The sequence below is a fragment of the Mediterranea massiliensis genome (genome assembly GCF_900128475.1).
GTDB classification, from domain to species: Bacteria; Bacteroidota; Bacteroidia; order Bacteroidales; family Bacteroidaceae; genus Bacteroides; species Bacteroides massiliensis_E.
Genome location: NZ_LT635837.1, coordinates 30,125 through 43,409 on the forward strand (window position 1 = coordinate 30,125; position 13,285 = coordinate 43,409).

Annotated in this window: 16 protein-coding genes and 1 pseudogene; 10 read left to right on the forward strand and 7 right to left on the reverse strand. The window is 42.1% G+C overall.

What is annotated here, in order from left to right; all coding sequences use genetic code 11:
• Position 1: 1 nt before the first annotated feature.
• Entirely contained in the window at positions 2-439 is a 438-nt protein-coding gene (locus BQ7483_RS07905; protein WP_072545506.1) for a DUF3408 domain-containing protein, read from the reverse strand.
• Positions 436-1,203, reverse strand: a complete 768-nt coding sequence (locus tag BQ7483_RS07910) for a ParA family protein (RefSeq protein ID WP_072545507.1) — start codon at positions 1,201-1,203, stop codon at positions 436-438. The genes BQ7483_RS07905 and BQ7483_RS07910 overlap by 4 nt, the downstream gene beginning before the upstream one ends.
• A gap of 673 nt (positions 1,204-1,876) precedes the next feature.
• Here BQ7483_RS07910 and mobA point away from each other — a divergent pair.
• The 10 genes and pseudogenes from mobA to BQ7483_RS07955 all read left to right on the forward strand — a co-directional run bounded on the left by mobA (position 1,877) and on the right by BQ7483_RS07955 (position 8,942).
• The gene (gene mobA / locus BQ7483_RS07915) at positions 1,877-2,347 is read left to right on the forward strand and encodes a conjugal transfer protein MobA (protein WP_072545508.1); all 471 of its coding nucleotides are present in this window, start codon (positions 1,877-1,879) and stop codon (positions 2,345-2,347) included.
• Entirely contained in the window at positions 2,337-3,590 is a 1,254-nt protein-coding gene (gene mobB / locus BQ7483_RS07920; RefSeq protein WP_072545509.1) for a conjugal transfer protein MobB, read from the forward strand. Before mobA ends, mobB begins: the two co-directional genes overlap by 11 nt.
• A 34-nt stretch (positions 3,591-3,624) precedes the next feature.
• On the forward strand, positions 3,625-5,658 hold the full coding sequence (gene mobC, locus BQ7483_RS07925; RefSeq protein ID WP_072545510.1) for a conjugal transfer protein MobC: 2,034 nt from the start codon (positions 3,625-3,627) through the stop codon (positions 5,656-5,658).
• Positions 5,659-5,887: 229 nt separating this feature from the next.
• Complete coding sequence (locus tag BQ7483_RS07930; RefSeq protein ID WP_055172787.1) at positions 5,888-6,145, forward strand: hypothetical protein; 258 nt, start codon at positions 5,888-5,890, stop codon at positions 6,143-6,145.
• 22 nt (positions 6,146-6,167) lie between these two features.
• The gene (locus BQ7483_RS07935; RefSeq protein WP_072545772.1) at positions 6,168-6,407 is read left to right on the forward strand and encodes a DUF6926 domain-containing protein; all 240 of its coding nucleotides are present in this window, start codon (positions 6,168-6,170) and stop codon (positions 6,405-6,407) included.
• A 12-nt stretch (positions 6,408-6,419) separates the two neighbouring features.
• A complete protein-coding gene (locus BQ7483_RS07940) occupies positions 6,420-6,905 on the forward strand; it encodes a hypothetical protein (protein WP_072545511.1) in 486 nt (161 codons plus the stop codon).
• A gap of 20 nt (positions 6,906-6,925) precedes the next feature.
• Positions 6,926-7,103 (forward strand): annotated as a pseudogene (locus BQ7483_RS17490) (DUF4120 family protein).
• Between the two features lie 210 nt (positions 7,104-7,313).
• Entirely contained in the window at positions 7,314-7,811 is a 498-nt protein-coding gene (locus tag BQ7483_RS07945; protein ID WP_072545512.1) for a hypothetical protein, read from the forward strand.
• Between the two features lie 10 nt (positions 7,812-7,821).
• Positions 7,822-8,103 carry a hypothetical protein gene (locus tag BQ7483_RS18035; protein ID WP_235847331.1) on the forward strand — a complete coding sequence of 94 codons (282 nt, stop codon included), beginning with the start codon at positions 7,822-7,824 and terminating at the stop codon, positions 8,101-8,103.
• A gap of 272 nt (positions 8,104-8,375) precedes the next feature.
• Complete coding sequence (locus BQ7483_RS07955) at positions 8,376-8,942, forward strand: hypothetical protein (RefSeq protein ID WP_072545513.1); 567 nt, start codon at positions 8,376-8,378, stop codon at positions 8,940-8,942.
• 270 nt (positions 8,943-9,212) lie between these two features.
• Here BQ7483_RS07955 and BQ7483_RS07960 read toward each other — a convergent pair whose 3' ends face one another.
• The 5 genes from BQ7483_RS07960 to BQ7483_RS07980 form a co-directional block, all read right to left on the reverse strand.
• The gene (locus BQ7483_RS07960) at positions 9,213-10,259 is read right to left on the reverse strand and encodes a DKNYY domain-containing protein (protein WP_055172685.1); all 1,047 of its coding nucleotides are present in this window, start codon (positions 10,257-10,259) and stop codon (positions 9,213-9,215) included.
• Between the two features lie 416 nt (positions 10,260-10,675).
• A complete protein-coding gene (locus BQ7483_RS17730) occupies positions 10,676-10,846 on the reverse strand; it encodes a hypothetical protein (RefSeq protein ID WP_154673572.1) in 171 nt (56 codons plus the stop codon).
• 651 nt (positions 10,847-11,497) lie between these two features.
• A complete protein-coding gene (locus BQ7483_RS17495) occupies positions 11,498-11,725 on the reverse strand; it encodes a hypothetical protein (RefSeq protein ID WP_055172691.1) in 228 nt (75 codons plus the stop codon).
• Between the two features lie 41 nt (positions 11,726-11,766).
• Positions 11,767-12,189, reverse strand: a complete 423-nt coding sequence (locus BQ7483_RS17500) for a hypothetical protein (protein ID WP_055172693.1) — start codon at positions 12,187-12,189, stop codon at positions 11,767-11,769.
• Between the two features lie 88 nt (positions 12,190-12,277).
• Positions 12,278-12,724, reverse strand: coding sequence for a hypothetical protein (locus BQ7483_RS07980; protein ID WP_235847332.1), 447 nt, complete (start codon positions 12,722-12,724; stop codon positions 12,278-12,280).
• Between the last annotated feature and the right edge of the window lie 561 nt (positions 12,725-13,285).

Sequence of the window (13,285 nt, forward strand, 5' to 3'; positions counted from 1 at the left end):
ATCAAAATGGTTTTAATGGTTTATAATACTCTTTGTTATACAATTCGTTGATTTCGTCCCAGTGTTTCTGCAGATGGTCCACAAGAATATTGCTGATAAAGCCGGATATGCTCATCTCCGGAGCGATGACAGGCAGTACCCGTTTAATGCACTCGGCCACTTCACGGTTGATATACACATGGGAACGGTTTGACGCGGGTATGTTGACCAGAAACCTTTCCCGGTATCCGAAGGTTTCATCCTTTTTCCTTTTGGGCTTCTCCACGGCGGGCTTTTCCACTGGAGTATCTGCCGGTACGGTTGCAGCGGGACTTTTCGCTTCCTGATGTTCCACGGACTTTTCTTTCGGGGCGGGGCTGTCCTTGCCGAAAACAGGTATGTCGCCGACAATGATTTCCTTCAGGACATCTTCGTCCACCTCAACGATTTTCTTTTTCATGACTGTCCAAGTTTAAGTTTGACCATAAGCTCTTCCGCAAGTTCCACCAGACCGCTGCCTTCCAGTTGTCTGGCTGGAGGCGGCAGCAGCGTGCAACGGAAAAAGGCACGCTTGGCATGGGTTATCTCCTTTTCATAACGGCACAGGTCAGGAAGCGTGCTGTCAAGGACTGTCAGATGCAGCTCTCTCATGACCTCCGAATATGACCTGAGAATCTCCACATTGGTACGTTTTTTCAACTTGTTCCAGAAAAAGAAGATGTCCTTGAGTAACGGAGTATTTTCCATCTTCTTGATATGGTCAAGTACAGTCGTGGCAAAGGACAGTGTACTCTGCATCACAATCAGGTCCGGAACGGTGGGAGTAAGCACGTAATCCATATTGACAATCGTACGGAATACCCCGGTGGACTCGACCGTTCCGGGAAGATCCACGAAAATAAGGTCGTAATCCCCGCTTGCCGCAATCGCATCAGCCGCCTCCCTTGCCTTTTCAGCGGTGGAGCCTACAATGGGATAGGCCTTTTTCTGCACTTGGTTCCACTGCTGTTTGATCAGTTGCCGGTAATAGGCACTGTTGGAAACAGCCTTTTTGTCACGCTCCCTCATACGTACGAGACTGTGTTGGGGAGAGTCACAATCAACGATAGCCACGTTCAGTCCCTTCTCGAAATGGAAGTAACTGGCAAGTACTACGGACAGGGCCGATTTCCCGACCCCTCCTTTCTGGTTGCTAATCGCAACGAACAAAGTTTCTTTACTCATAAGTCTTTCTTTTTAATTGTTATTGAATAAATACCGGTGTCATCCACTAATCCGTGAATCCGCAGACGTTTCTTTCCAACCATCCAAATCCGCATCTATTAACGGTATCATCCAGTGTCATAACCTTTGATGCTACTGTTACCGCATCTTTCCGACATCGCTTCCATCCGCGGTCTGTCTGTTGGTCATGACAATCCGTCAACGGTTCCGTCCGATATTGCTTCCATCATCCCAACCGTTACCGGAATCATCGGATAATATGACCATTATTCCGCTATCAGAAGGCAGGTTGCAACCGTCCGCACTGCAAATAAAAAAGGATTTTCCCGAATAACCGCCATCATCCGGAGACGGTGACGACCCTTGTCATCGTATGACATCTTGTTACATATAACATGCTGTTTTATAGGTAGATATACCACCGTAACTTTGCCACCGACAACGGAATGGATGCCGGATGGAGTTATCCCGAAGCCGAAGAATGAGGCTGAAGGTCAAAACTCAATTTGACTTCAGGCAAATTCATGTTCAAGCGAACATAGCAAGTTGTGTTTTGGGCAGCCCGAAATGATTCGGGCATCCCAAAACAAACTTGCCACTCGCCTGAAGGCTCGGGAGGGATTTCCTCCAAAGTCGGAAATCCATGACGTAAAATCAGAAACAGAAAATCTCAATGCGTATGGAAGAAAACAGTAAAAGAAGAACAAGAAGAAGAACGGGCAGAAAACCGAAGACCGACCCGGCAGTATTCCGCTACGGTATCAAACTGACTTCGGAAGAGAACGGAAATTTCAAGCTGCTGTTTGAAAAATCCGGGATGAAACAACGGGCAAGATTCATCAAGGCGATGATTTTCGGACGTGAAATGAAGGTCGTCAGAATCGACAAGGCTGCGATGGACTACTACATCAGACTTACAAATTTCTATCACCAGTTCCAGGCCATCGGCAACAACTACAACCAGACTGTGAAGGCAGTCAAGTCCAATTTCGGCGAGAAACGGGCGTTCGCCCTGCTCCGCAATCTGGAAAAGGCCACCATCGACCTGGTGGTGCTGAGCAAGCGGATCATCATGCTTACCCGGGAGTTCGAGGAGGAATACCTTATAAAAAGAAAAAAGGAGGAACAGCAGAATGGTGGCTAAGATCAACAGGGGTGTATCGCTCTACGGGGCGGTCATCTACAACCAGCGTAAAGTGGATGAGGCAACCGCCCGTATCATCGCGGGCAACCGCATGATTACCGACCTCACCGGAAATCCCCACAATGTCATGCAGCAGACGCTATGGGCTTTCGAGAGCTACCTCGCCGCCAACAGGAACACGGAGAAGCCGGTACTGCATATCTCTCTGAACCCATCGGTGGACGACCGCCTCACGGACGGGCAGTTCGCGGAACTGGCACGCGAGTACATGCAGAAGATGGGCTACGGCGACCAGCCCTACATCGTCTATCTGCACGAGGACATCGACCGCAGGCATGTCCATATTGTCTCCACCTGCGTGAAGGAGAACGGCGAGAAAATCAGTGACGCATACGAATGGAATCGTTCGATGAAAGCCTGCCGGGAACTGGAAAACAGATTCGGACTCAAGCCTGTGGCTGACAAGCGGAACGAACTGCTGGCACCGTATCTAAAGAAAGCGGACTACCGGGACGGGGACGTGAAACGTCAGGTCGGCAATATCCTCAAAAGTGTGTTCACCGCCTACCGCTTCCAGACATTCGGGGAGTTCAGTGCCATGCTCTCATGCTTCAACATCGAGGCCAAACAGGTTCGGGGAGAATTTGAAGGCTCACCCTACAACGGTATCGTATATACCCTGACGGACGATGCGGGCAGGCCGGTATGCACGCCCATCAAGTCTTCGCTCATCGGCAAGCGCTTCGGCTACGAAGGGATAGAAAAAAGGATTGCCGTCAATGTCCGAGATTTCAGAAACCGGAAGTGGCAGCCGAAAATCCATGATGCCGTCACGCTGGCCATGCACGGCTGCCGAGGAAACCGGGAAGATTTCATCCGGCTGCTCGGGGAAAAGGGCATTGACGTGGTGTTCAGGGAAAACGAGGAAGGCCGTATCTACGGCGTGACCTTCATAGACCACAGAAACCGTGAGGTATATAACGGTTCCCGTCTGGGCAAGGAGTTTTCCGCCAACGCCTTCGAACAGCTTTTCAACAGGCCGCAGGAATTTCCGGAGCCGGAATCCACCGGACAATATGCCTCCACACGGGAGAGCCTTTCCGACAACATGGAAAGCGCCATCGAGCAGGCTTTCGGAATATTCAGTCCCGACATCAACGGACCGGACCCGCAGGAGGAGGCACTCGCCCGCAGACTGCAACGCAAGAAAAAGAAGAAACGCCGTTCACGCGGCATATCCTGATTGTCAATTACCAACCATCAAAATTTTTACAGTTATGCAACAAGAAGATGATTTAAGAGGACTGGCCAAGGTCATGGAGTTCATGCGTGCCATTTCCATCGTGTTTATTGTGATCCATGTCTACTGGTTCTGCTACAGCGCATTCGTGGATATGGGCATCAACATCGGAGTCGTGGACAGGATTCTGCTGAACTTCCAGAGGACGGCAGGACTGTTCAGCAACCTGCTCGTGACGAAAGTGTTCGCCTTCATATTCCTGGGACTTTCGTGTCTGGGTACGAAAGGTGTCAAGAACCAGAAGATGACGTGGCGGAAAATATACGCCGCCTTCCTCGGCGGCATCGTCCTGTTCTTCATGAACTGGTGGATGCTTGACCTGCCATTCAGTACGACAGTGAATGCTACCGTATATACGCTGACGCTTACCACGGGCTACATTCTCCTGCTTATGTCGGGAATATGGATCAGCCGTATGCTGAAACACAACCTCATGGAAGACGTATTCAACACCGCCAACGAAAGTTTCATGCAGGAAACCAGGCTTATGGAAAACGAGTATTCCGTCAACCTGCCCACGAAATTTGTCTATCAGGGCAAGGAATGGGACGGCTGGATCAACATCGTGAACCCGTTCAGAGCCTCTATCGTACTGGGAACACCCGGCTCCGGAAAGAGCTATGCCGTGGTGAACAACTACATCAAACAGCAGATTGAGAAATCCTTTGCCATGTATATCTATGACTACAAGTTTCCGGACCTTTCGGAGATAGCCTACAACCATCTGCTCAAGCACAGACAACATTACAAAGTCAAGCCGGAATTCTATGTCATCAATTTCGACGACCCCAGACGCAGCCACCGATGCAATCCAATCAATCCAAGATTCATGGCAGATATCAGCGATGCCTACGAAAGTGCCTATACCATAATGCTCAATTTGAACAAGACCTGGATACAGAAACAGGGTGATTTTTTCGTGGAGTCACCGATTATCCTGCTTGCCGCAATCATCTGGTATTTGCGGATTTACAAGGACGGAAAGTATTGCACGTTCCCTCATGCAATCGAATTTCTTAACAAGCCGTATGCCGATATCTTCACGATTCTTACCTCTTATCCGTCCCTCGAAAACTATCTTTCCCCCTTTATGGACGCATGGCAAGGTGGAGCTCAAGACCAGCTCCAGGGCCAGATAGCAAGTGCGAAAATCCCTCTTTCGCGAATGATCTCGCCACAGCTTTACTGGGTGATGACGGGAGACGATTTCACCCTTGACCTGAACAATCCCGAACACCCCAAAATCCTCTGCGTGGGCAATAATCCGGACAGGCAGAATATCTATTCGGCGGCTCTCGGCCTGTATAATTCACGCATCGTCAAATTGGTGAACAAGAAAGGACAACTGAAAAGTTCCATAATCATTGACGAGCTTCCGACCATCTATTTCCGTGGTATCGATAACCTGATTGCGACCGCCCGAAGTAACAAGGTGGCCGTCTGTCTCGGTTTCCAGGACTTCTCGCAGCTTGCACGTGACTACGGCGACAAGGAGGCGAAGGTTATCCAGAACACGGTGGGCAATATCTTCAGCGGACAGGTGGTCGGAGAAACGGCAAAATCATTGTCGGAACGGTTCGGCAAGATACTCCAGCAGCGGCAGTCCATATCCATCAACCGTCAGGACACTTCCACTTCCATCAACACGCAACTCGATTCCCTGATACCCGCCTCCAAGATAGCCAACCTCTCGCAGGGCACGTTCGTGGGTAGCGTGGCAGACAATTTCGGAGAAGAGATAGACCAGAAAATTTTCCATGCCCGCATCATTGTGGACAGCGCAAAGGTATCGGAAGAAATGAAAGCCTACAAGAAAATTCCTGTCATCAACGAGTTCAGGGACGCGGACGGAAACGATATCATGCAGCAACAGATTGACCGCAACTACTCGCAGATAAAGGCGGACGTGTTGCAGATAATAGAAGAAGAAATGGAAAGAATAAAAAATGATCCGGAACTGAGACACCTCATCCCGCAGCAAGAGGGGGAGGGAAACAATGACGGTGAATAGACGAAAGCGGAGACCCGCTGTTTTATTTCCGCCTGCAAAGGTCGTCCCGTGCCCGCTGGATTGTGCAAGGCCGGGCCCCTCCGTGGTTTGCTGAAAAAATCATCCTCGCCCGGGGGCTCCGGTATTTTTTCGCAAAGCCTTGCGCAATCCGGCACGGGACAGAAAGGCAGGCAAGAAATAAAATACCGGCTTGACAAGCCGCAGATGTCTAACTCAAAAAATGAAAGATATGAGCAGAAGCAACTTCACCCCGATGGAAAGATTCCATGAGATTCTAAACGGACACGGACTACAGGCCATGAACGTAGGTATAAATCATATCCGCATCTTCAGGGACGGCCGGAAAATATTCGACTACTATCCGCTGAGGATGAAACTCTTCGACTACCACAACTGGTACCAGCTTACCTATCCATCCTTCGGCAATGGCGACGGGAAATGGGAACAGGAGCTTCAGGAGATAATCGGCAGACTTTCCGCCGCATAAACGGTATGCTATGGCAGCGCACATGAAAAAGACGGAATGGGACAACATTCCCGAATGGGCCATATATGCCCTGGAATACGGAACGGAAGAGGACGGCAGCCTGAACGAAGAGGAACGGGCCATGATTGAAAAATTTATCGGCACACATTTCCCGAAAGGATACACGATGAGCGTTAATTGGGACGCCTGCAACGAGTTTGACCGCTATCCCGCATTTGGAGAGCCTTGCAAGACCTGCAAGGTTCTTTTTGTTTCACCATAAATACACAGAAAAATGAAAAGAATGACACTGAGCGAATACCTCGCTGTCCCCGAAAATTATCGGGGAGTATGGACTACCGAACGATGGGACATTCCCGATTGGGAAAACTTGAGAAAAAACCACATGGGAAAACGTACCCTGATGGTATATGACAAAGGCACTTGCCTGCTTGTCGAGGGTCTGAGCCTTGAAATCGTGGACGACAGTGCCTGGAAGAAGCCGGAGGAAATCAAGAAGGAAATCCGTGAAAAATATCAGGAGTACCGTACTGAAAAGGGACATGAACCGCATTTCCTCGAATGCGTCATACGCTGGAACGATACCTTGGAGACACTGGAGACAAGAATCGCCCTGGACATGGATTCCGATACGGAAATGGACGATGAAATCTTCTTCTACTGCGATACTCTGGACTGCCTGCTGTCACTGGCTGACAAAAGCGGGGAAGATTTTGTCATAGCCGGATGTTTCGGATTCGGTGAATATAAAGAAATATAGAGATAACTAAAAGCGAAAATATGATAATCAAATGTCAGGAACACTATAACAAAGTGGTGGAATACACAAAAAGTATCGGTGACAATATATTACAACAATGCATTTTCCGACGGACGAACAGGAATAGTAAGAGGAGTGCTCGATTATGGCAAACCTGACGAATCATACGCTATAAAGCTTAATTCGTTCCATGGATAGAGCATACATATATAAAATCAACTATATTGTTGATAAACAATAAAAAGCGTCATTTATTTTGTACAGACGATACTTCATAGTTATCTTTGTAAATATGATAAACGCTGTGATAGTTATATTACAAATATTCTCCTTGCCCCATAATCTTGGGCGTGTAATGAAAACACACCTCATGAATATCAACAAGGAGAATTATATTAAATATAAGGGATGAAAAAAAACAAATTAAATATTCCAATAAAAATAATTATTGGCATTGTTCTCATAGCCAGTTTAGGCTTGTATTTCAATTCAGTTCTCAAAAATTGGGATATAGAACAAAATTTGGGTAGTAATTATATTTTGTGTGCCGACGGTGAAATTATTTATCAGCCGATCGATGAGAAGCCTGCCGAATATGTCATACCTTTTGGTACAGCAAGATACGGTTTTGATGATCGTTGGATTGTAGTTGAGACGAAAACACGATCAGGGTTTCATCAAACTCTTCCTCAAGATACTATTGCTGGTGAAGTATCTAACTATTGGATTATTGATAAGTCCATACCGGTTGATACAGAAAATCCTTCAATATTCGGAGATATTTATTATCAAGGTAATATTTATTCTGTTATAAGGAAAAGTCTCATAGGTCCCCTGGATTCTCTCGACTTTGAAAAAGAGACCGGAAAAAGGAGTATAAAACTCATTTGGCGTAAAAAGAAATAAGCCAACAAAAATGAAACATCACAAGACTGATGACCAACTTATTGAAATAAAGGAATTCGCAATGAAACTGAGAGATAAACAATTTTGGCTTTATGAAGCAGTGGTTATTATCTGTTCTGCCATCAGTATGGTCATTTTGTGGGCCAACCATTTGTTTCACCGGTTGTTCCTCATATATCTTGGTGCAGCTTTTTGTTCCCTGTTTTTTATCGGTGGTATTATGGCGTGGAAACTATACAAAGGAACCAATGGTGGAAACTGGCAGGATATATGCTTCTCGTCACAACCGTGATTTTTGTCATTGTCTTGTTCGGTTTTGTGTGGGACTGGCATGACATAGGAGGTCGTCCGGCAAATTTACCGCCTGATGTGGGTACATATATTACTAATAATGAATTGGTAGGAATTCTAATATTACTATGGGTAATCGTTGCACCAATCCTCTCATGCGTAATCTCATATATAACCAAACTGATTATAAAATATAATGTTGGTGGAAAAGCTCGTCATTAAAAAATGATACAAATACCGATTTGAATATACTGAAAATATTATAATGGCAATATGGCAGCGATTTCAATAATAATATTACTTGCGTTACTCTTTTATTTGTTCTATTTTTCTGAACGAATGAAACGAATCAGAGAATTTGTGCCCCGCCCCATTATAAGCCTGACAATCATTGCCATTGCCTGTGTACTTTTCTTAGTGGCAGATTACAATGGCCGATATTATGGTCTAAGTCCGATAATTTTTAATCCGGTTCGCCTGCCACAAGATGTTTCCATCATGATTGATAGATACTACAATTTCTATATAACTGGAGAAGATGAATTGGAAATTTTAGGTCCCGGTTTCCGAGTGGCCGGAACACATGCCCACATTGAATCGATTCATGATTATTCTGTCAAGGATTCAACCTTGTATATACGCTGCATGACGGACCAAGGTATTGAAACCTATCGATTGGATAAAGGAGAACTTTTCTGTAAAACAGAGGAAATAAACAATGCCAACTGGCGTACTCATCTTATTGAGAACTATGAAATATTTACTTTCATTCGAATAATGTCTATTCTTATATTCTTGATGGGTATTAGCTTGTATGTCTTAGGATTGAGCAGGTGCTAACCGATTATTGTTCAATTATCTATTAACTTATATATATTCTGAAGTTGCATAATAAACGGAGAACTGGTAATCGAAAACTCACCGTCATCTTTAAGTCTAATATAATATTTATCGTGCTTGTACAAATTATAAGATTCTTTTTTATACCAAGTATATACTTGTTTGTTGGTATGATCCAATAAAGCAAAAGATATGGTATTTATTCTTGTAAGATTGTTGTCCATTATGAACGGAACATTCTGTACTGTTATATTCTTGTATATTTGATTACTATTTCCTTTTTTTATCGAATGGATATTCCTCTTTCCATGAATTTTCTTTTATGGTATAGATGTAGTTTCTATCTTCAAAGACCTCATTGCTTATTTGACGAAAAGTAGCGGCGTCGATATCATCCAGTTGCTTCCTGTCAAAGAAGACATGATGTTTGTCGGTTGCAATGCGCCCGTAAAAATAGAATGTGGCATTATTTACGTCCAATGAGTCTTTGAGGAAAGGTTCTCCATTCAAGAAGAGCATATCATTAACTAAATACTTGCCGACACCGATTTCCTCAAAACGCCGAATATCTATATCCCGGACAATTACAGAATCACCATAAATGACATTCCTGCCATTACGGAAATAACAGTAACCCGGCTCTATAGGATGTTGCAAGGAGTCTATACGACATAAATCCCACGCTTGAGTTTTATTATTATACACGGTCAGATAGACATAGTTCTTGTCAATAAACCAGTCCTCCCCTATAATCCTAAAACTGTTTCTGTCAACATCCGTTCTCTTATCATAGTGATAAACGTAGTCTTTATCCCTCATCCATTCGTCCTGTCTGGAACCGAGACGATACACAAAGTATTCTGCAGTTTCGACGTCTATACCACTGTGAGAAGGGCTTATGTAGGAACTGTATGAACCGTTACCCGAATAGTCTCGGATATAAACATTGTCTTTATCCACAGCAACTCCACTGGCATTGATATGGAATGTTTTGACATCTACGTTTTCTATCAACTTGTCTCCAAACCAGACATGGGTTGCATCCTTTGCCCATTGGTTATCTAATACCGTAAATGTTGATTCGTCCACATCTTTGAGATAGCTCCAACTGCCGTGATTTATCAATTCAAGCGAGTGTTCAACCGAGATATAGTATATTCCTCTGATATTTTTATAGTAGGTATAATAATCACTATCAACTTTACTACCTCTGGGAATAGGTAAAACTAAATACAGGGACACAAAAACAAACAGACCAATTATGGTAGCTATAATAGTTACTATTTTGGAATACATCTTTAATTCTTGTTTTTTCATCACTTGCCTCCTTTCCGCCAAATAGTTACCTTACAACATGTGCTATATTATGTTGTAATACGATAAAATTATCATTGTTCCATAGAGCATAAAACCAGCACCACAATAATATCCGTTAAGGACTGAGGAATAACTAGTCGTCCATTTTGATACAGGATGACTTTTCTGGTCCTTATATGTATCAATAAATACATATAGCCCCCATAATATTGCACAAAGTGCATGACAGATATGATAAAAGAAACTTATTACACCTAGGAACAGTCCTATTAATGAAGCTATTCCATATATGTAAAATGAAACACTTCTTTTGCTCCTGTTTCTGTATAGGCGTATAAGTATCCATATACTGCTCAAGATTGTCATGCAATTAATAAATATTATACACCATAGAGATACGGGTTCCATTGTTCTCATTATTTACTTTCTTTTGTATTATTAGATTCTTTTTTTTCTATTACCTTATCGGTGATTTTTTCAGCTCCTGAGACTTTGAGTCCTCGACCTTGTTCCAATATTTCCGTTCCTAAATCGAAACCTTCTTCACCGAACTTTTTGCCATGACCAAGCAAATATTTATGCAACATTTCTGGAATCTTGTTCTTTCTCTATAATTCTTCCGCTTACCGCCTGCTTTCTTGTCATGTAACATTGCGCTTCATAGTAAACGTTGCCTTCAAGTGACCGGATAATTCTCTTTCGAACGCCATCGGCCACGTCATAAATTGAGTTGCCGATGCCAGTCTCATCGCTGAAGTTGTTCGACATCAAATACATAATCAACTACTACTAAGTCTTTTTTTTATTACGAAAAATAACCATATACATGAGCATAAATATAGAATGAAATTAGGTACTAAATGTCTTACCACCGCCCCACTTTCTTCATAAACTTTATCTCTTTCTTTGTCATAAAAGAATTTTATTTTTTGTGGATCAAACTGTACGCATTTATCTCTGGAAATTCCTACATAATATCGCTTCCCATTGAACTCTATGACTATGGATGATGAAGTTCTACGACGGCAATTAACTTCCAGTACCGAATAATTTTGTATTGGTTCCTCACTTTTGATTATCGTTTGTCTATGGTCGTATATGAGCCACATATAAACAGCAGCTGCTAATAAGCCAATATTTACCAATATGACACTTATAAGTTCCTTATTTGTAACACTTTTCATTTCCTTGTTTTTATGAGTAAATCACGACATCTAACTATTGATAATCATAGTATATTAAGAAAAACATATTCCTAAAATACCAGCTAAGATTAATAGAAAAACGGCACACCACATTCTATTCTTACCATAATTATTATCATACAATGCTTTATCTACTTTGGTTCGAGGCGTATTTACACCTGTGAGAAAATTTGAATATATAACTTTTTTCCTCTTAACATATTTATAATATGTAAATCTTAATAATGCCCCCAAATAATCTGTTATCCATGCTTTTATCATATTTTCATTCTTATTGCTTTTCTTCTTATACTCCAGTTGATTTATTTAGATTGTTTCAGTAACGTACAGTTTTCATCTTTATAGTCTTGTAGCTGGGAATTGCATATTAACAAATCCAGTCTTTTATGATTTAAGACCTCCAATGCAAAGGCAATTGAAATAGAATCTGTATCTATACAATATGTAGAATCGCATTGATAAAGCTCTGTTTCATCTGTACTATTATAATCAGACCTGAGACTTCCTTCAGGTATTTCTCCATCAATCATAATTAATGACGGAGTAAAAGCCAGTTTAGAGTTTGTCTCTTTATTTGAAATAATGAAACCTACAATGATATTGGACTTTTGTTTGAGCGTAATTTTGTATTTTTTATTTTCATAATTTTCATATGAAATACGTGATGAACAAGAACATGATAGAAGCACATTAAATAGCGCAATTAGATATAAAAAAAGTTTCATAATTCATATACTATTATTTGTTTCATTATTGCTTTCATGATTGCTTATATTTGTCGGGATTAACACCAATATTTCTAAATACAATAAATTACGGAGTGTTATCTATATAATTTACAATATCAAAATCACTTATATCAATTTGAGGTTGTATGTATTTTTTATCAGTCATTGTCTTATCAGAGTTCGGTGTGGTATGTGTCCCTATAATTTTATATAAATACATACCATCTTTATCGCATTTAAAATAAAAATGACGACTGTATAAATTGTTACCTCCTCCATAAAAACATTCAAGTATTACCCCTTTTCTGTGTTTCTTTATTTTCACACTAAAATTCTTTATATCTTCTGAAGAAGGGAATTTTATCTTTGCAATAGTTTTCTTGTTTTTTTCAACAAAAAGAGATTTATTATAAAATCCTTCTTCTGTAAATCTACAAAATAATTGAACAGAAAAATATGTTTTTTTATCTGTTCGTATGATAATAGCTGATTCTTTATCAACCATTTGTGGCACATATTCATTGCCTTTCACTATTTGAAAGGAATAGGTAATGAATATGAGTATTATTATCAAAATACATCTCATCTCCTAAATTATCTATGATTATTCTTGGTTAGTACTATTTCTACCAAGTTATCGCCAAGGATATTGTAAATCAATGGCTATCTACAAAGATATGAAACATTCCACATAATCTCCCATAAAAGACAACTATATTTATGATGATTGGAAATTATTCAGAATCATTCAATTAACTTCTCTTTTATGGTGTCGTTTGAACACCTCTGATTTCTACGACAAACTAAATGAAATGACAGGCAGATAGGCTTCTGCAATCCTTATTCAAAAACATACGGTCATAAGCTCCACTTCACTTGATAAGTCCCTTCAGAGAAGTTAACTCGGAGGGCGAATACCTCCACGTTCAAGCCTACGGTTTTCGGGACACAAAATTCCCTGCGGTAATTTTCCGCCCGAAAAAACGCTCTGGTATTGCCGTCCGAGTTGGGGAAAGGACCGGGACTTAGCAAGCGAAGCGACCTACGACGCATAGATACAGGTCAACATAAAAAAGAATCTGACGGGAGAACC